At 71.0% G+C, this 18,159-nt stretch carries 19 protein-coding genes; 2 read left to right on the top strand and 17 right to left on the bottom strand.

Features of this window, described 5'->3' with window-relative positions; all coding sequences use genetic code 11:
- Positions 1–191 precede the first annotated feature (191 nt).
- A protein-coding gene (locus tag K5O09_RS08240) for an IS3 family transposase (protein ID WP_370635551.1) occupies positions 192–1,351 on the top strand; the annotation gives its coding sequence in 2 pieces (ribosomal slippage) (positions 192–444 and positions 444–1,351; 1,161 coding nt in all).
- Positions 1,352–1,382: 31 nt separating this feature from the next.
- Here K5O09_RS08240 and K5O09_RS08235 read toward each other — a convergent pair.
- The 17 genes from K5O09_RS08235 to K5O09_RS08155 all read right to left on the bottom strand — a co-directional run bounded on the left by K5O09_RS08235 (position 1,383) and on the right by K5O09_RS08155 (position 15,884).
- Positions 1,383–1,682 carry a DUF6338 family protein gene (locus tag K5O09_RS08235; RefSeq protein WP_222172275.1) on the bottom strand — a complete coding sequence of 100 codons (300 nt, stop codon included), beginning with the start codon at positions 1,680–1,682 and terminating at the stop codon, positions 1,383–1,385.
- Positions 1,683–1,914: 232 nt separating this feature from the next.
- A complete protein-coding gene (locus K5O09_RS08230) occupies positions 1,915–2,934 on the bottom strand; it encodes a hypothetical protein (RefSeq protein ID WP_222172274.1) in 1,020 nt (339 codons plus the stop codon).
- Between the two features lie 99 nt (positions 2,935–3,033).
- The gene (locus tag K5O09_RS08225; RefSeq protein ID WP_222172273.1) at positions 3,034–3,666 is read right to left on the bottom strand and encodes a hypothetical protein; all 633 of its coding nucleotides are present in this window, start codon (positions 3,664–3,666) and stop codon (positions 3,034–3,036) included.
- A gap of 40 nt (positions 3,667–3,706) precedes the next feature.
- Positions 3,707–5,179 carry a type IV secretory system conjugative DNA transfer family protein gene (locus tag K5O09_RS08220; protein ID WP_222172272.1) on the bottom strand — a complete coding sequence of 491 codons (1,473 nt, stop codon included), beginning with the start codon at positions 5,177–5,179 and terminating at the stop codon, positions 3,707–3,709.
- Positions 5,176–5,631 carry a hypothetical protein gene (locus K5O09_RS08215; protein ID WP_222172271.1) on the bottom strand — a complete coding sequence of 152 codons (456 nt, stop codon included), beginning with the start codon at positions 5,629–5,631 and terminating at the stop codon, positions 5,176–5,178. Before K5O09_RS08215 ends, K5O09_RS08220 begins: the two co-directional genes overlap by 4 nt.
- A 69-nt stretch (positions 5,632–5,700) precedes the next feature.
- Positions 5,701–6,027 (bottom strand): type II toxin-antitoxin system RelE/ParE family toxin, encoded by a 327-nt coding sequence (locus tag K5O09_RS08210; protein WP_222172270.1) that lies wholly within the window; start codon positions 6,025–6,027, stop codon positions 5,701–5,703.
- Positions 6,024–6,269, bottom strand: coding sequence for a type II toxin-antitoxin system ParD family antitoxin (locus K5O09_RS08205; RefSeq protein WP_255596220.1), 246 nt, complete (start codon positions 6,267–6,269; stop codon positions 6,024–6,026). The genes K5O09_RS08210 and K5O09_RS08205 overlap by 4 nt, the downstream gene beginning before the upstream one ends.
- Positions 6,270–6,404: 135 nt before the next feature.
- A complete protein-coding gene (locus tag K5O09_RS08200) occupies positions 6,405–7,484 on the bottom strand; it encodes an NlpC/P60 family protein (RefSeq protein WP_222172268.1) in 1,080 nt (359 codons plus the stop codon).
- A 15-nt stretch (positions 7,485–7,499) separates the two neighbouring features.
- On the bottom strand, positions 7,500–9,026 hold the full coding sequence (locus tag K5O09_RS08195) for an ATP-binding protein (RefSeq protein ID WP_222172267.1): 1,527 nt from the start codon (positions 9,024–9,026) through the stop codon (positions 7,500–7,502).
- Positions 9,023–10,534: an SCO6880 family protein gene (locus K5O09_RS08190; RefSeq protein WP_222172266.1), complete on the bottom strand. Its 1,512-nt coding sequence runs from the start codon at positions 10,532–10,534 to the stop codon at positions 9,023–9,025. The genes K5O09_RS08195 and K5O09_RS08190 overlap by 4 nt, the downstream gene beginning before the upstream one ends.
- A gap of 14 nt (positions 10,535–10,548) precedes the next feature.
- Positions 10,549–11,949, bottom strand: coding sequence for a hypothetical protein (locus K5O09_RS08185; RefSeq protein ID WP_222172265.1), 1,401 nt, complete (start codon positions 11,947–11,949; stop codon positions 10,549–10,551).
- Positions 11,950–11,956: 7 nt separating this feature from the next.
- Positions 11,957–12,754 carry a hypothetical protein gene (locus K5O09_RS08180; protein ID WP_222172264.1) on the bottom strand — a complete coding sequence of 266 codons (798 nt, stop codon included), beginning with the start codon at positions 12,752–12,754 and terminating at the stop codon, positions 11,957–11,959.
- The gene (locus tag K5O09_RS08175; protein WP_222172263.1) at positions 12,754–13,053 is read right to left on the bottom strand and encodes a hypothetical protein; all 300 of its coding nucleotides are present in this window, start codon (positions 13,051–13,053) and stop codon (positions 12,754–12,756) included. Before K5O09_RS08175 ends, K5O09_RS08180 begins: the two co-directional genes overlap by 1 nt.
- Positions 13,050–13,886 carry a hypothetical protein gene (locus K5O09_RS08170; RefSeq protein WP_222172262.1) on the bottom strand — a complete coding sequence of 279 codons (837 nt, stop codon included), beginning with the start codon at positions 13,884–13,886 and terminating at the stop codon, positions 13,050–13,052. The genes K5O09_RS08175 and K5O09_RS08170 overlap by 4 nt, the downstream gene beginning before the upstream one ends.
- On the bottom strand, positions 13,883–14,080 hold the full coding sequence (locus K5O09_RS08165; RefSeq protein ID WP_222172261.1) for a hypothetical protein: 198 nt from the start codon (positions 14,078–14,080) through the stop codon (positions 13,883–13,885). The genes K5O09_RS08170 and K5O09_RS08165 overlap by 4 nt, the downstream gene beginning before the upstream one ends.
- A gap of 52 nt (positions 14,081–14,132) precedes the next feature.
- Positions 14,133–14,945 (bottom strand): hypothetical protein, encoded by an 813-nt coding sequence (locus K5O09_RS08160; protein WP_222172260.1) that lies wholly within the window; start codon positions 14,943–14,945, stop codon positions 14,133–14,135.
- A 603-nt stretch (positions 14,946–15,548) separates the two neighbouring features.
- Positions 15,549–15,884: a helix-turn-helix transcriptional regulator gene (locus K5O09_RS08155; RefSeq protein WP_222172259.1), complete on the bottom strand. Its 336-nt coding sequence runs from the start codon at positions 15,882–15,884 to the stop codon at positions 15,549–15,551.
- Between K5O09_RS08155 and K5O09_RS08150 the strand changes: the two genes are divergently transcribed.
- Positions 15,883–18,030 (top strand): heavy metal translocating P-type ATPase, encoded by a 2,148-nt coding sequence (locus K5O09_RS08150; protein WP_255596218.1) that lies wholly within the window; start codon positions 15,883–15,885, stop codon positions 18,028–18,030. The two genes, K5O09_RS08155 and K5O09_RS08150, sit on opposite strands and share 2 nt — an antisense overlap.
- Positions 18,031–18,159: the final 129 nt, after the last annotated feature.

The raw sequence follows: 18,159 nt of genomic DNA, 5'->3' as shown, positions 1-18,159 counted from the left end.
CCCGGGACACACCACTGCGGTCGCATCGTCACAACGGCGTGATTCCACTGACGGCCACGGTTGATGGGCGCGCGGCGTGGCCACTTGACTGCGGCGAGAACCATCACCAGTCCGCATGCGAGCAGGGAGCCTGACCCGCTTCCCCGGACACCTGTCCTGAGGTGACGATGTCATCTCCGAGAGGAGTCCTTGTGCCTGCAGCCAAGCCGCCGGAGTTCCGGCGTCGCGCGGTGGATCTTGCCCGCAGCGGTCAGCACCCGGTCGCGAAGGTCGCGTCCGACCTGGGGATCAGCGAGTCGTGCCTGCGCCGGTGGATGGCTCAGGACGACGTCGACACCGGCCGCCGGGAGGGGCTGACCAGCGACGAGCGCAAGGAGCTGGTCGAGCTGCGGCGCCGGACGCGGGTGCTGGAGATGGAGAACGAGATCCTCAAGCGCGCCAGCGCCTACTTCGCGCGGGAGAACGTGCTCCCAAAATGACGTTCCGGCTGGTCCGTGAACTCGCCGACGACGGTGTCTCCGTCGCGGTGGCCTGCCGGGTGCTCGACGTCTCCAGGTCCGGCTACTACGACTGGCAGGTCCGACCCCCGTCGGCCCGAGCGGTCGCCGACGCCGAGCTGACGGCCACGATCGTGGCAGTCCACCAGATGTCGCGGTGCTCCTACGGCGCCCCGCGGGTCCATGCCGAGCTGCGCCTGGGCATGGGCATCGCCTGCGGCCGCAAGAGGGTCGCGCGGCTGATGCGGGCCGCGCAGGTCAGCGGCATCAGCCACCGGCGCAAGCGCGCTCGTCACCACCCGGCGCCGGCCCCGCACGAGGACCTGGTCCAGCGCCGGTTCGTCGCCGACGGTCCGGACCGGTTGTGGTGCACCGACATCACCGAGCACCCGACGAACACCGGGAAGGTCTACTGCGCCGCGGTCCTGGACGTGTTCACCCGCAAGATCGTCGGGTGGTCGATCGCGGACCACATGCGCTCCGAGCTCGTCGTCGACGCGCTGCAGATGGCGATCTGGACCCGCCGGCCGGGGCCCGGCGCGATCGTCCACGCAGACCGCGGAGCCCAGTACACGTCGTGGATCTTCGGCCACCGGCTGCGCTCGGCCGGCCTGCTCGGATCCATGGGGCGGGTCGCCTCGAGCGTGGACAACACGATGATGGAGTCCTTCTGGTCGACCATGCAGCGCGAGCTCCTGGACCGCCGCTCCTGGGCCTGCCGCGAGGAGCTCGCCGCGGCGATCTTCGAATGGATCGAAGGCTTCTACAACCCTCTCCGGCGCCACTCCGGCCTGGACTACCGGTCCCCGAACGACTTCGAGGACCTTCACACCGCCGCCACCGCGGCGGCATGATCACCCAACCCGAACTGTCCGGGAAACCGGGTCAGGCTCCCAGAGAGGTGGCGGCGACGCCGCCGATGTAGGGCACAACGGAGACCGGGGAGTCGAACATGCCCGTACCGGCCAACTCGGCCGATCGGTAGAGGGGAAGCCAGACCCAGGGCAGCAGGATGAGGGCGGACACCCCTGTTGCCACCAAGGAGGCGATCACGACTCGTGAGACCTCGACGAGCGCCGTCTCTTTGACCGAGGGCTCGTGTCGCGCCTGCTGCAGCTGCCAGATCGCCCCGGGCGCCAGGAGCAGAAGGAACGAGACGAGAGCGGCGATGCTGTCGGGGATCAATCGTCGCCGTTGTCGGCGAGCTCTGTGGTGGTCTGGGCGCTCATCTGGCCGACGTCGAGTAGGAGTACGACGAGCCGAGCAGGCTCTTCTCCTCGAGTCGCTGGGGGTTCTCGGTCGTGCGCGGCTCGCCGGTGCTCTCGCTCATCTCAACCTCCATGTCGTGGTGTGTGCTGCCGCGATCAACGCTCCCACAGAGCACCGACACGGGGCCGGCAGTCGCGTCCGGTTGAGGTCAGTCGTCGAACTCCTCGCTCACAACCTCGGGGAAGCTCGGGGGCTGGGACATCGCGTGTGCGTAGCGCTCTGCGGTTCTCGCGGCAAGGCGATCGCGCGCGCCGGGGCGGTCGGGCGCCGCTATGCGATCGTGCAGTGTGCGCCCGTCGTCCTCGAGCGAGATCGTGACAGGCACGGCGGTCGTCAAGTCTGCTGAACCGGTGATGAGCAACGGCAGCGCGCGTTGCGCGACCCAGTCGCGCAGATGCTGTGCCTCTGTCGTCGGGCTCACCGCCGCGGACCACGGCGCAGGCCTCTCGACGACGACCGCGGCACTCGACTCGAACGCCAGAGGCGTCCCCCAGCTGCCCTCGCCCAGGACCGTGCCGACGCCGACCCGGCGCAATGAGCGGTCTTGAGCGAGGAACGGCGTCCCGTTGGTCGTCAGCATGGCGCGCCCGACCGTCATGGTGATCGCCCGGTGCTTGTCGGCGTTCGAGTACGCCTGCAGGAGCAGCAGCGGGTGGACGTCCTCCGAGATCACGTCCGTGAGCATCGCGAGCAGCGGTCCAAGCGATGGGACGCGCGCGGGGTCGGCGAACGGCTGCAGCTCCTTGATCCGCTGGTAGGTCGTGCTGGTGTGCTGGCCAAGGACTGGCACCCTGCGGCGGATGTCCTTCGCCCAGGCGGTGAACCGCTCGGGGTCCTCATGGATCGGCATCGCGACGGCTTTGGCCGCTTTGTCGTCCAGAGCAACACTCTGCTCCGACACGAGATGCCAGACGACGTTGTCCAGGACGGCGCGCAGATGGTTGATCGCCTCCGAGAACAAGAGCGAGATGAGCGGTGGGATCGGTCGCACCGCGGATACCAGCGCCCGGTACCGGCCGTCGTTGCGGCGCACCTGCTTCACTTCCAACGCGGCGAGCGACCATTGTCCGGAAAGATCGCCCATCTCGAAGATGCAGTCGTCGACACGCGCCAGCCGGGCGACGGCGGGCTCCAGCTGTTCGGGTAGCCACGAGGGATAGATGGTCACTCCAGTGGTCGGCGAACGCCCTGCAAACCTGGTCAGTTGCTCGCGTTCGAAGGCTACAGCCGACGAGGACGGCCGCTGCCCCGAACGCAGAAGGTGGCGTCAGTCAGGACCTCGCCGCTCCACATCCGTCTGCATGCCGTCGATGGCTTGCGGGTTCGGCCTGCCGGCACCACCCGCGGTCGCGCTGCCCCGCTTACCGAAATGCTCAGCGAGGGTGGCGACGTCGGCGCCGTAGGCCATGGCGCGGTGACGACGTGACTCGTCACCCTGGTGACGGGTGTATCGCCCCTGCGCCGGCCAGACCTCGTGATCGCTGTCTTGGCAGTGCTGACGTAGGCGCTGACGCATCCGGTCGGTGAAGGCTGGCAGCGCGTACCGGTGCCACTCCTCGAGGGCGTCGGCGGTGACAGCGAGGCCGGCGCGGCGGCGGAAGTCGGCGAGGACCGCGATCTCGTGCACCAGGTGCGGGTGGCGTGGCCAGCACGAGGGGATCATCGAGTCCGGGTCCCACGCGTACTCGTGGTTCAGCCAGGTCACGACCTGCTCGAGCCACTGCCAGATCTGAGCCCGCAGCTGAGGGTCGACGCAGCTGGCGGGGTCCCAGGGACGTGCCAGCAGACGGGGATCACCCAGCACGTTCTGCTGCTGTCGGGTGCCCGATCCGGCCGCGAGGTCGAGCTCGGTGTAGGCATGTTCGATGCGCCGCCCAGCCCGCGGGAAGACGGCGATCATCTCCCCCGGCGCTCGCGCCGCCGAGGGTGCCGGAGCCTGGTCACTCACTACTGCGTCCGTCGTCCTGGCCGGCCAGGCCGCTGCGCCGCGCCTCGACGAGGGCCGTCGCGGCTCGCGCCTCGGGGCTGACCTGGTGTCCACGGTCGACAGCCACCTTGGCCCGCAGTGCGTCCTTGCCGACGAGCAGCGCGCGACCGGCCTTGCCGTCGACGCAGCGGTGCAGCTCGGCGATGATCGGCGCCCCGTTCTCCGCCAGCACCAGGGCATGACGCTCTTTGAGCTGGCGAACCTCGGCGGGGGTGAGGATCGCGATGTCCTCCCCGGACATCTGCCGACCACCCATCCGTCCGCTCTGCCAGCTGGTGCGGGCCACGCGGACCTCGCCGAGCAGGTCGGAGATCTCCTTGTTGAACGCGACGTCCTTCGAGCCGCCGAACACGATCAGGTTGTTCGTCAGCCCGAGCAGGGTGCGCGCCTCCTGCTCCCCGAAGATCGCGGCCAGCTGGGGCCACGCCTGGGCTGCCCAGATGAAGCTGATGCCCAGAGCGCGCTCGTTGGCCATCCGGGTGCGGAGGGTCGGCAGCGGCGCGGTCGACGGCAGCTCGTCGAGCACGGCGTGAAACGGCGGGCACAGCCGACCCCACGGACTGGCATTCGCTGCTTCCAGCGCGGTGTCCAGGACGTGCTCGGCAAAGGCGGTCATGAGCGGAGACGCGGAGGCGTACGGGTCCTCCCGTCCCAGCACGTAGATCGTGCCGCACGCGGCGATGACGTCGGCAATGGCCGTGGCCGGACGTCCGGGACCTGGCACGCACCGACGGCGGATGTCGTCCTGGAAGAACAGGGACATGGCCTGCTGGACGGTCGTGACCGTGTTGCCGGCGGTGCGGTCGTCGCCGTGCAGAGCGCCGTGCAACAGACCGTCCCAGAATGACGCCGCGTGCGGGTGCTCGCGCAGGATCTCGCTCGGCTGTGTGGCGGCCATGGGCCGGGCGACCCAGCGCAGCACGTCGTCCAGGCTGCCTCCGGTGAGCGCGGCGGCGTGGAAGAAGCCCTGCAGCACCTTCGCGGCCTCAGCGGCGTAGAACCGGGCGGCGGCGTCACCGTGGCCACCGGCGACCGCGCCCTTGACCGTGCCGGCGGTGAATGCCTTCGCGCGGCGTTCGGCGACGAGGGGGTCGGCGCAGTCGCGGATGGGGTCCCACACCGCCTCGGGCAACCCGGGCACCAGGCCGAACGGGTCCAGGACGACGCACGGACGCTCACCGGTGGACCGAGGGTCGAAGGACAGGAGCAGGTCGTCGACCTTCGTCAGCGTCACCATCGCGGCGCCCGGGGCGTCGAGAAGGGCGGGGACGAGCAGGTCGAGGGTCTTGCCCGAGCCCTGCGGGCCGATCACGCCGGCGGTGCGATCCCACGGCACCCACAGCTCGCCGCCGCGTGGTTCGCGCGCCCTGCCGAGCCGCCAGCCGACGTCGGCAGGGCGGAGGCGTCGCGGGTGGCCGGCGGTCATCGCCGACTGCCCCGCGGTGCGCCGTAGAGGTCGGGACGGATCACCTTGGCGTGCCTGCGCAGCCGGGTGCGGCCGAGCAGCGTCTCGGCCTCTGCGGCGGTGGCCATGCCGTGCATGCGGGCGGGTCCCCAGCGGTCGAGCCCGAGCTTCACCGCCCACCCGATCAGCGCGACGATGACCAGCTCGACGAGGCCGACGCACGTCCAGAGCAGCCCGGTGGAGGCAGGTCGTGGCACGGCGAGGCCCGCGCTCGCCTGTCCGCTGAGCAGGGGGGCGAGCGTGGTGAACAGTGCCATCCGGTCGACGAACACCCACCCGTTGCCGGCCACGAGGTTCGCCAGCGATCGTCCGGTCTGCAGACCCAGGACCAGCGCCAGGAGCACCGCCAGCACGATCCCGACCGGGATCTCCCAGGTGAACGGATACGGCGTCGTGCGACGAGTGCGCTGCATACGTTCCGAAGGCGACACAGCGGCGATCGGTGCTCACGGGCGTCACCCCGAGCGTCGCGATCTGGCCGGTCAGTCTCGGAGGTCCTCGCTGCGCAGTATCGGCTCGTAGTCACGGCCGCCGTAGAACACGCCGAGCACGACGACGGCGTCGTCTCGCACGACGAACGCGATGACGGCTCTGCGCCGGAACCCGATCGTGCGCAGCCCCGGGCGGATGTCGTCTCGGGCGGTGCCGCGTAGCGGGAACGGCGCCAGGTCCTCACAGAAGGTGACGATCGTGTCGATCAGGTCGGCAGCGGTCTGTGGTGAGCCAACTGCGGCTACATAGTCGTGGAGCTCGTCGAGCTGGGCGAGTGCCTCGCGTCGGAAGACGACCCGGCGCTGCGCGGGGTTCACGCCTTGCGCCTGGCCGCCAGGTGAGCGCGTACGTCGGCGGCCTCGATCACGTCCTCCGGGTTGGCCTGCATCGCGTCGTAGGCCGCCGCGACCTCGCCCTGCAGCCATGCCTCGACGGCCTGGTCCCGGGCGATCAGGGCTCGGAGCCCGTCGCGCACGACCTCGCTCTCGCTCGCGTACTGGCCCGATCGCACCCGCGCGCGAACGGCGTCGGCCATCTCCGTCGGCAGGGTGATGCTCATCTGACGTGTCGTTCGCATCGTCGACCTCCCGAAGTCGAGTAGGACTCAATCCTACTCCGAGTGAGCGCAAGAGCAAGGGTCTACGGCGCGCTGTGGACAGCCACGGACGAGCCTCGATGGGTCCCCTGGGCGCCGTCATGCCGCGCCGGCCCCTATGCGCCAGATCGAGAAGAGGCTGTGGTCGGTCCAGTAGCCGTAGTCGTAGTGGCCGACCCTGGACCCGCCGGCCTCGATGGTGAGCCGCCTGTCCGGGTCGAAGACGATCATCACGTGGCCGACGCGGTTGGGGCCGAGGTAGCTGTCGGTGAAGATCAGGTCACCGGGTTGCTCCTGGCCGAGCGGAACCTGGTAGCCGTTGCCCTGGGCGACCCAGTTCCGCTGGCCGGCGGCGGTGCGCGGAAGCGTGACGCCGATCTGCGCGAACGCGGCTCGCGTGAACGAGGAGCAGTCCCAGGAGTCCGGGCCGTTGGCGCCGTAGACGTACGGTTCGCCGAGCTGTGCGGTTGCGAACGCCAGGACCGTAGCGATCTGCTGGTTCGGCAGGCTGGGCAGACTGGGGTTGCCGACACCGCCGATGCCGCAGTCGACCGGGTCACCGACGACCAACCCTCCCCCGTACGCGGCGGCGTAGAACAGGACGTCGTTGACGTACCAGTCGGCGTGGTTGTAGGCGAAGATCGCTCGGCGCACGCCGTCGACGCCTGCGGCGACCCCGGAGGCGGTGAGGTAGTTCGCCGCGCTCATCACCGAGTCGGCGTCGTTGTGGATGTCGGCGCGCCCGTCGCCGGACCCGTCGACGCCGTACCGGGCCCAGGTGGCCGGCATGAACTGCATGAGGCCCTGCGCGCCCGCCGGGCTCATCGCGCGGGTGCGCCCGTGCGCGGTCTCTGCCATGCCGATGCCCGCGAGGAGGGTCCAGGGCAGGTGGTACCGATCAGCGGCGGCGATGTAGAGCACGCGGATGTCGTCGGGGATGGCCGCCGCCGGGTTGCGTAGCGACGCCAGCCGAGGCGTTCCAGGTGCCGGCAGCTCGAAGCCGAGCCCGCCCTCGCCGGCCGGGTCGCCGTCGGTGAGGATCACCGCGGTCTCCTCGGCCTCGACCGGGACCGTGCACACCGCCTGGACTGCCCCGCCGGAGACGGTGGACACGACCACCGCTGCACCCATCAGCACGAGCGCGACGGGCAGGATGAGCACCGCCACGATCCCGATCACGAGTGCCTTCATGGTCTACGCCGCCCCGGCGATGGCCTCGTTGGTCCAGGTCAGATGCTGCTCGACAGGGTGCAGACGGGTCTCGACCTTGTACGGGTGCTCCCCCACCATCCACAGTGCCCGGCCCTTGCGCTGCATCGCCCAGCCGGTGATCGCCGCGGTGGCTTGCGGGCCGAGGCCGAGCATGGTGTCGAGGTCGTGGGCGATCTCTGGCTTCTGGCCGTGCAGGATCTTGATGTCCGCGAGGTGCATGAGGTCGCGGGCGATGTTCGCGGCCTGGGAGCCGATGTCACCCACGGTGAGCATGTCCGACGGCTTGTGCGCGTTGGCCCACTGGATGTCCCCGCCCTTGCCCGCGACACCGCGGGAGAGGCGGAAGTCCTCGTCGAGGGACTTCACGGCGTCCACGCCGAGGCGCATGACCTTCCAGACCTCGTCGCGCACGACGATGCGCAGGTCGCCCGGCGCGGCGATCTCGCGCATGCCCCGGCCCCAGGAGTTCAGCGCGAGCAGGGCGATGCCGATCGCCTCGTCGCCCAACGGGCTGAGCCGCGACAGGGACAGCGACTGGATGGGGGCGGTCCAGTCGACGGCGATGTTGGTGTGGTCGTCGAACAGCCCGGCGAGCGCCCCGGAGACGAGCTGGCCCAGGGCGTCGCGCAGCAGACGACTCTCGTCCAGGAACTGCTGCCGGGTGGCGAACCGGCACAGCTCGACCAATGCGGCGGACGGCTCGTCGAGGTGGTGCCACAACCTCGGGATCGTCGTCTCGGTCAGGCTCGAGGCGGCGCGCGTGTAGCCGGTGAGGTCGTGCAGCGCGGTCTTGACGATCGCTTCCTCGGACGGGCCGAAGGGAACCCGCTGCTCGCCGATTCGCTGGCTGCCGACGAGGCCGCGCACCAGCGTGAGCCAGCGGGAGAAGACGACGGCCGCACGCTGTTGCGCCTTTCGGGCGTCGAGCCGGTCCCAGCCGTCGCCAAGGGGTCCGAAGGCCAGCGGGTTGATCCGAGCCGGCATGCCAGGGCCGAGCGCGATGGGGTCGACGCCGAAGAACCGGCAGAGCGGCTCGTACTCGTCCTTCGGGTCGCCGAGGATGAGGATGCGGTACCCGAAGTCCGTCATCCGCAGCGCGAACGCTTTCGTGGTCGCGGACTTCCCCGTGCCGGGCTTGCCCATGGTGATCACGTTGGCGTTGGTGACCGGGATGTCGTCGCGCAGCACCCAGCCGATCGGGTCGGCGTAGAACGCAGTGCCGGACATGGTGTCGGCGCCGATCTGCGCACCGGTCTGCGGCAGGCCGGGCCCGGCGACGAACGGCCAGAACGCCCCGGCCTGGTCCGAGGTCATCTGGTACGACACCACCGGCGCCGAGGCCGGGACCCACCCGCGGTCTCGTCGCGACTCGCCGCGCGCCCGGACGTGCCGGAACAGCCGGTCCGGCGGCGCGTCCAGCGGCGACTCGATGGCGGCGGGCAGGTCGTGGCCGAAGTCGGCGAGCAACCGCGAGACGTCCCGCCCGGCGCTGGTCGGCCGCGGTCTCACGCGTCCCCCGTCCGGGTCAGACTCACGCCGAGGGGGACCACGGAGGCGGCGAAGGCGACGTCGTGGCTGACGTCCAGGCGCAGTGGCGCGAAGCCGGCCCGGCGGATCGAGGCATCCAGACGACGCCCGTACTCGGCGACCCGCACGGTCTTGGGCACGGTGACCGTGCACACTGCGTACGGACGGGTGACGGCACTGCCGCGAGCCTGCTTGGCCTCCAGCGCGCGCACCTGCGCGGCGGCGTCGCGGACCCTCGTCGTCGAACGCATCCGGGCCCGCTCACGCAGCCCCTGCCCCATGTCAGCGGCCCACTCCCGGGACGCGGTCTGCCGGGCGGCCTTGGCCTGGCTCAGGATCGGGAATGCGACGAGGAAGCTGCGTCGCTCCCCCGGCTCGGTCGGCGTCAGGACCGGCGCGAGCGCACCGAGCACGGCACCCTTGACGGGAAGCTTGATCGTGGCGCTGATCGAGTTCCAGGCGTCGTGGCTGTAGTGCCGTGCGACCACGTCGGCCCCGGACGGGCCGGCCATTGCCCACGGGACCTCCGCGACGACGTCCTCACCGCGATCCGCGGCCAGGAGCGCATCGACGATTCCGGCCCGATCCCCCGGCGCGAAGCCGGTGCGGCACGCCACGGCGAGCTCGGGGCTGGTCAGCCAGGTCACGGTGACCGCGCCGAGGCCGCCCTTGAGCTGGGCCTCGACCTCGCCCATCAGTCCGTACAGGACCTGGGCACGGCCCTCTACTCCACGGCCCGTCTCCCGGGCCGCCCTCGCGATCCGGGTCTCGGGTACGACGATCGTCACGAACGCCTCGGTGCGGACAGATGCCTGCGTCAGGACACGTTGCAGGTCGTCGTTGATCGCCCGCGCCTGCATCGGGCCGTCTTGTCGGCGGTGTCGCCGGATCCACTCGTCGCGCTCGGCGCCGTCCTCGGGGACGGTGCGCACCAGGATCAGGATCTCGTCGATCAGTTCGGTGCGCCCTGCCTGGTCGATGAGGTCGGCGAGCCCCTTGGCCATCTGCGCCCGGTCCTCTGCCCCCCGCATGCCGATGCCGGGGTGGACGATCGCGGCGGTCGCCGCCCAGGTGCGTACCACATGGTTCTGGATCAGGGCGACCCGTGCTGCGTTGAGCCCGACCGGTGGACCTTCGTGGATCTCGACGCCGGTCAGCGAGCCGGGCAGGTCGACCGCGGCGAGATCGTCGGCCTGCCCACGGGATGCCCTGGAGCGGAACCGGGTCCAGCCCGCGAGCGCGCCGACCGCGAAGGCCGTACTGGCCACCAGCCAGGCCAGGGCCGAACGGCCACGCACTGGGACGACGGTGACCACAGCCACGACGCCGGCGATCAGCAGCAGCACGACGGCAGACGCCCATGCCTGTCGGCTCAGCGCCCACAGCACGGGCAGCACACAGACCGCCAGCACTGTCGCCTGCCACCCGGTGAGCCCGAACGGGAACCAGCCGATCCTGGCTCGCGAGTACTCGTTGTAGACCTGACTCATCTCGGTTGCTCTCCTCAGACGGCCGCGGCGGCAGCCTCGGGTGCGGCGGCAGCCCCGCCGCCGGCACCACCGGCGGGCCCGCCCGGGGAACCACCGACCGGCGGCTTGCCGGTGGCACTGGGACTGGGACCGAAGGTGCCCTCGTCGTCAGGCCCGGCGCCGTTGATGTCCGGGGTGTCGTCGTCCCGCACTCGGCCCCGCTGACCAGGTCGCGACCGACTTCCGGAGAAGTCGGGGATGTAGGTGTTGTGGCCGACGCCCATCTGGTTGGTCACGTCCGCACCGACGGCGGCCGCCTGGCTGCCGAGGCTCTGCGCCATGCCCCAGCCCTGAGCGAGCACCTGGCCGCCCGCCCCGAACGCGGAAAGGAACCCGCCCGCCGAGCGAGCGAACCGGTCGTTGGTCGCTGCCTCGGTGTCCGCCTCCCCACCGGACTGTCCGGACGCGTCGCTGCTCGAGGCCGCGTCCGAGGTGCTGGCGCCGTCCGCCCTTCCGTTCAGCAGACCCTGCCAGCCGCCTTGCGCGGCGAGCCCGGCGCGCATGGCCGATCCCGAGCTCGTCCCGGGGTCAACGAACGCGAGCAGCTTGAACAGCGCGAGCGGTGCGAAGCTGCCGATGAAGATCAGGACGACACCTGGGACCGCGGTGCCGATCGCGGCCTGCAGGGAGTCGGTCATCGACAGAGCCACGCCGCTGGTCGCCTTCACGCCCAGCCCGAGCAGCAGGACCATCAGCACGGGCGTGAACGCGGCGGCCAGGAACCAGCGGAACGTCTTCCAGAACCACGACCGACCCCCGTCCCAGACGAGCCCGGCTGCCGAGACCGGGTTGGTCGCGGCGAGAACCATCAGCGCGGCCGCGCGGGCGAGCATGACCAACAGGTGCGCCACAGCCGCGAACACCACGAAGATGCCCAGCACGCCGAGGACAGTGGCGACGGTGCCGTCGGTGAGGTCGGCGGTCGAGAACCCGGTCCATGGCTGCCAGGCCGACAGCGAGTCGACACCGAGCAGCGAGTGCGTCAGCGCCCGGGTCAGTCCCCCGGCGGCGGCGAGGATCGCGATGGCGAACACGATCCACATCACCCACACGGCGCCGAACTGACCGACGCCGAGCAGCACCCGGCCCACGCTCTGCCCATCGCGACGCACCGCGGCGATGCCGAGTTGCACCAGGAAGAGCAGCAGCACCATGGCGCCGGCGATCCAGAAGGTCGCCTCGTAGATCTCCCGCATCGGGCCGCCGGCGCTCAGGTCGGGCACGAGGAACTCGTCTTCGATGGTGAGGGCGAGCTTGAGCAGCCATAGGCCGGCGTTCCAGATGCCCAGCATCGCTGCGGTCCAGCCGTCGACGACGACGCTGGCGGCGGCGTTGCCCAGCGCCGTGAAGGGGTTGAGGTAGTCCGACCAGTCCACGTCCGTCTCACTCCTTCGTCGTCCAGGTGCGCCACCCGGCGGCGCCGGCCAGGTCCGTGCCGGGCCAGGTCGACGGTGCGGTCTCGGGCGCCTCACCTGCCGCGACGACCCAGCGGTCGTCGGCCCACTGGAGCCGCTCGCAGTGCCCGTAGGCGGCGCGCGCCTCGGTCACGACGGTGGCGGTGACGTCCAGCAGGACGCAGGCGACGACCCAGTCGTCGCCGTCGCTTCCCTTGACCTGCGCGGCTGCCGGCACGGTGACCACCGAGGTGCCGGGCTCGTCGACGTACCGGCCGGCGTCGCTGGCCAGGAACGCCTGGACCGCGGCCATCAGCGCCCACTCGTCGACAACCGGCGCGCCAGGTGCGGACCACTGCTCGTACACGGCCCGCGTCCGCTCGATCGACACTCCTTGCAGGACCGTCGTCGCGATCGCCGCGAGCTGGCCGACCGCGCCCTCGGGTGTGCGGTCGAACCCGGTCGGGACGTCCGCAGGGCCCAGACTCGCCGCCGGCGACACGACGATTCTCGGCGCCGGGCTGGTGGCCGGGGTGCCGCCTCGGGCGTCCTGCGGGGCCACGTCCAACATCGGAGCTGCGGCGATGGCGTCTCGACGCGCCTGCCCGCTCGGCAACTCCTCGACAGCCACAGCGACTGCGGTCGGAGTGGTGCTGGACGCGACCGCGCCGTGCACGGCGTAGGCGACGCCGACGCCGACGCTCACGACGACCAGCACCACAGCGACGACGACGACGAGGAGCTGTCGCCGGCCCCAGCCTGGGGCCTCGTCGGCAGGCGCGGTCATCACACGCAGCCCGCGCCGGTGATGCCCGCGACCATCGGCGGCACGATCATGTACGCGATCCCGGCGATGAACATCATGACGACCGAGACGATCCCGGCCTTGCTGGCGTGCGGCAGCGCGAACACCCGTCCCCCGACGATTGCACCAATCCCGATGATCACGCCGATGGCGAGCAGGATGAGCACGCCCCACATGACGTAGCCGGTCATCTGGTCGGCGTAGGCCTGGGCGCCCGGAGGCGCCACCGGGCAGACGGTCGGCAGGACGGAGGCGACGTGACTCGCGACGAGGTTGCTCATGGGGTTCCTTTCAGTGGATGTCCCGCGACGCCAAGCTGGCGCAGGACGTCGCGTGCGACCGTCAGCAGCGCTGGGGGCAGCGGTGTCGAGTCGATGCCACGCAGGGCGAGGCGCTTGTCGCTCGAGACCCCGACCAGGCGCCCGGCGTGATGCCTGTCCCGGGTGGCAGGACCCATCGCTGCCGCCAGTTCGCGAGGCCACCGGCGCGGGTCCGGGCCCCGCACCACTACTGCGGCGCGCGTCGGGTCGAGCAGTGTCAGCGCGCCCTCCAGCCGGCGAAGGCCTGGAACGGTCGCCGTACCTACGACCACGACGTGCGGCGCGGCGGCCACGGTCGCGCTCAGCCACCCGCCCGATGCCAGCACATGTCCGATCTCCCAGCCGACGTCCAGCACGGTCAGGGCGATGCCGACAGGTGTGTCCTCGGGCGTGGGCAGCTCGTCGGGACGCAAGTGGTGTTCACTCGGGCGGGCGAGACGGACCTGGTCGCGGCGTCCGATGCTCCACCCCGACGACGTCCTCCCCAGCTCGGCGGTCGCCGCTGCCGTCAGACCCGACGCGGTGGGCGGGCTGCACTCGACGACGCGGGCGGGAGAGGCTTGCGTGGCGATCGCCAGCGCGAGGCTCGACGCGCCGGACTGCGGCAGGCAGCCGATCACTGGCAGGACGTCCTCGCCCGGACACCAAACGTGGTCATCCGGCGCTGACCTGGCCGGTCGGGGCACGGCGTCGCCGCGGTCCAGACGCCCCCGCTCGATGAACCGCCCCTCCTGGACCGCGTGCCAGGCACGCCGCAGCTCGTCGATACCCACAGCTCGGGTCGCGGTCGTCATCGCTGGACGCCGGCCAGCGCTGTCCGGCGCATCCGCAAGGCCTCGCGCAACTGCTCGGCGGGCAGGCCAGCCAGCACGATCTGCGCGGCGCGGGCTCGTCGCAGACGCTCCAGGCTGTCCTCCAGGCCCGCCACGGCGGCGGCCTCGTCGTACGCCTCATGAAGCAGCCGCTGCAGTTCCAAGTCGTCGGTCACGGTCATCACCTCGCCACCGAAGGCGAGCCGCAACGCCCTCGTGCGCACCACGTCACGCCGAGAGCTGACGTGCGTACGCATCGGCCAGGGCCTGGATGCTGCGCCGCGCCCGGCGCCGCACCGTGGCTTCGGAGACCCCGTGCCGCGCCGCGACGACACTCGAACCTGCCCGTGAGCACAACCCGCCGCGGCCCTCGCGACTGCGGGTCACCTTGGTCGCGCAGGCCGCCTCGGCCAAGCCGACGAGCAGGTCCTTGTCCTGGTCGTCGATCACGTGGAGGGATGTCGCCCAGGACAGGAGGTCGGCAAGCTCCTCTTCCGGATCCACCGCAAGAGGCCCCGCAGCCTTCGCGTCGAGGATCTCCCACAACTGCGCCTCGGGCTCCAGAGGCACCGCCCGTGCCCAAGCACAGTCGGTCGTGCGCAGGTGCTGGCCGACGCCTAGTTCCCGGAGCACGCCGCGGCGCAGGTTCCGCACGATGTTGCCCGCCACCTTGCGGCGGCGTTGCCAGTCGAAGGTGCGCACCTCGATCCAGAGCTGGGCCGCGACGCACTCGTCGATCCGAGGTGTCATGTCCCCCAGCCGGCGAGCCACCTGGCTCGCCCCCGGCAGCAGCAACCACGCCAGTGCGCCGGCCGCCGCCACGTCGTCACCACCGGTGGGGCTGCCGAGGCGTGCGAGCTCGTGCAGAACGTCGTCGGCGTCGTCGCGGTCCACTGAGCCGATCCACCGCGGCAGGTCGAGGAGGTCGCCCACCACAGCCAGTCGTGGATCACGGCCCCACCAGACGGGCCAGCATGTGCGGGCTCGAGCCAGCAAGCCACGTGCCGGGTCGTCGAGTTCGAGCTGTGCCGCGACGCTCATCGTGGGGCCCTTCCGCCGTAGTGATACGGCGTGAAGGTCACGCATGGTCGTCCCCCGATTTGTCCCCCAATCAGCTCCGCACCGCCGACTTTCCCCGGCTCCGGCCTCATCTCTCTCGCCGCGCGCGACACCTCACCTGCGGAAACGCCACTAGTCACTACGTCCCCCTTCGTCCCCCCGTACGCGCCCAGGAACGCTCGCGCAGCCTGCCCTAGGTGACGGCGGAGCACGGTGTCCATGACGACCCGGGGTCGCCTGGCACTCGACACTCTTGGGCGCCTGGCGTCACTCGATCGCCCCGCCGGGCGAGCGACGGTCCCGTCATCGACCACGACCTGGCAGAGAACCGACGTCCTCGCCGCCGAGGGTCGCACAGGGACCCATCCGCCGCTTCCCGGTCATCGACGCGCATCCACGAAGGCCGTCGGATGTCGGGGCTCCGGGCGTAGTGCGCCCGACCGGGGCGGGGTCGGTTAGAAGGGCGTCAACGGTGCTCGCGCACGCGGTCACCCGTCAAGTCTTCGTGCCTGCCTGTGGACAGAGCCCACGACTGTCCGGGCGAGTCGGTCTGGTCGCCCGTAGTGTGTGACGCGTGGTGCCTGGCTAGCGTGCGCGTTCGGTGTGGCCGAGGTGGCGGACGGCTTCGTCGTAGACGGCGCTGACGTGCTCGTCGAACAGCGTGTAGTAGATGTGCCGGCCGTCGCGGTTGCCTGTCACGAGCTCGAGGTGGCGCATGAGGCGCAGGTGGTTGGAGACGAGGGCTTGGGCCGCGCCCAGCCGTGTGCACAGCTCGCTGACACTGGCCGGTCCGGTGCGCAGCACGGACAGGATCTGCAGCCGCAGGGGTGAGGCGAGCCCCTGCATCACCGTGGCGAGGCGTTCGGCCTCGTCAGGGGTCAGCACTCCGGGCGTCGCGTCCGCGGGCTGGGTGATGCTCATGGGAACCATTGTGCCCACCGCCGGCCGCACGAGTGCTGTACCCATCACGATGTTGACATATCACAATGTCGTGTTGCATCGTGTGGGCATGAGCGCACGCGCGGATGTGGACGGACAGCACGGGCACGGCACCGAGGCCGACGGGGCGGGGTCGGCCCGTAGGGAGCTGGGCTTTGCGATCGCCTCGGGGGTCACCTACTTGTCGGGGATGCTCGGGGAGTACGTGTTCGACCTTCCTGGCGGCGCGCCGCTGGCGTTGTTCTTGGCGACCTACGTCCTTGGCGGGTTCTACACGATCCGCTCGGCCGCCAGCTCGATCCGGGGCGGGCGGTTCGAGGTCGACTTCCTGATGATCGTGGCGGCCATCGGTGCGGGGCTGATCGGGAAGTTCGCCGAGGGCGCGGTGCTGCTGTTCTTGTTCAGCCTCGGGCACGCGCTCGAGGAGTACGCGATGAGCCGGGCCACCCGCTCGATCAACGCCCTGGCGGCGCTGGCTCCGCGCACCGCCATGGTCCGGCTGGCCGACGGACAGACCGAGGAGCGCCCGGTGGAGCAGATCGGTGTCGGCGACGTGCTGGTGGTGCGACCCAACTCCCGCATCCCCTCGGACGGGTTCGTGTCCGCCGGCGCCTCGGCGGTCGACCAGTCGGCCGTCACCGGTGAGTCGATGCCGGTGGAGAAGGTCGCGGTCGACGACCCGGCGCGGGCGTTGCGCAGCATCGAGACGATCGAGGCGGCCCATCGCGTGTTCGCCGGCACCGTCAACGGCGCCGGCGTGCTGCAGATCACCGTGACCGCCACGGCCGCCGACTCCACGCTGAGCCGGGTGATCGAGCTGGTGCGGATGGCCGACCAGGGCACCTCTCCGACGCAGCGGTTCATCGACCGCTTCCAGCGCTGGTACGTCCCGGCCGTCGTCCTGGGGGTGGCGGCGACCCTGGTGGTGGCGATGGTGGTGGCCGGGTGGTCGTTCGTGGACGGGTTCTACCTGGCAATGACCGTGCTGGTGGCGGCCAGTCCGTGCGCGCTGGCCATCGCCACTCCGGCCGCGGTACTGGCCGGGGTCGCCCGCGCGGCGCGGGCCGGTCTGCTGGTCAAGGGCGGTGGCCCGCTCGAGACGCTCGGGCGGGTCGGGGCGATCGCGTTCGACAAGACCGGCACCCTGACCTGGGGACGACCCCAGGTGGCCTCGGTGTTCGCGGTCGACGAGGACCAGGACACGCTGGTGCGCACGGTGGTGGCGGTCGAGCAGCTCAGCGACCACCCGCTGGCCGGCGCGATCGTGCGCGACCTGACCGATCTGGTTGCCCCCGACGATCGCCTCACGGCCAGCGACCTGAACGCCGTGGTCGGCCGCGGGGTCCGGGCCTGGATCGGCCAGGACCTGGTCGAGATCGGCAGCCCGCGCATGTTCACCGAGCAGCAGATCGACCTGCCGGCCGATGTCGCCGCGGCCGCCGAGGCCGCTCAGGGCGACGGGCAGACCGTGATGGTCGTGCGCCGCGGGTCGCGCTTCCTCGGCGTGCTCGGGGTGATGGACACCCCCCGGCGCGAGTCCGGCGACGTGCTGGGCGCCCTGCGCGCGGCCGGGGTGCGCCGGCTGGTCATGATCTCCGGTGACAACCAGCAGGTCGCCGACGCGGTCGGACGCCAGGTGGGGCTCGACACCGCCTTCGGCGAGCTGATGCCCCAGGACAAGGTCGAGCACATCGCCGCCATGTCCGCCGGCGACCAGCTGATCGCGATGGTCGGCGACGGCGTCAACGACGCGCCGGCCATGGCCCGCGCCGACGTCGCGATCGCGATGGGCGCCGCGGGCTCGACCGTCGCCCTGGAGACCTGCGACGTCGCCTTGATGAGCGACGACCTCGGCCGGCTGCCGTTCGCGATGCGCCTGAGCCGCGCCACCAGCCGCATCATCCGCCAGAACCTCGTCATCAGCCTCGCGATCGTCCTGCTCCTGATCGCGGCCACCTTCGCCGGGCTCAACATCGGAGCCGTCGTGCTCATCCACGAAGGATCCACCCTGCTCGTGGTCGCCAACGCGCTGCGGCTCCTGCGCTTCCAGCCCGGCCAGGAGCACGCCGGGATCGACCACGAGGACGCTCCGCCCCGGCCTCGGGACACCCCCACACTGGTCGCCTGACCCGGATTGACCGGACACGCGCCCTGAGGTGGATGTAGGAGGTCCTGGCCCGGCCCGGTGACGACGGAGGGAGAGCAGACGATGGGCGGGGAGGTCCGGATCCTGGTGCTGGGAGCAGTGATCGGCAGC

The sequence above is a fragment of the Cellulomonas sp. C5510 genome (assembly GCF_019797765.1).
Classification (GTDB): Bacteria; Actinomycetota; Actinomycetes; order Actinomycetales; family Cellulomonadaceae; genus Cellulomonas.
This window is presented reverse-complemented; position numbering and strand designations above follow the sequence as displayed.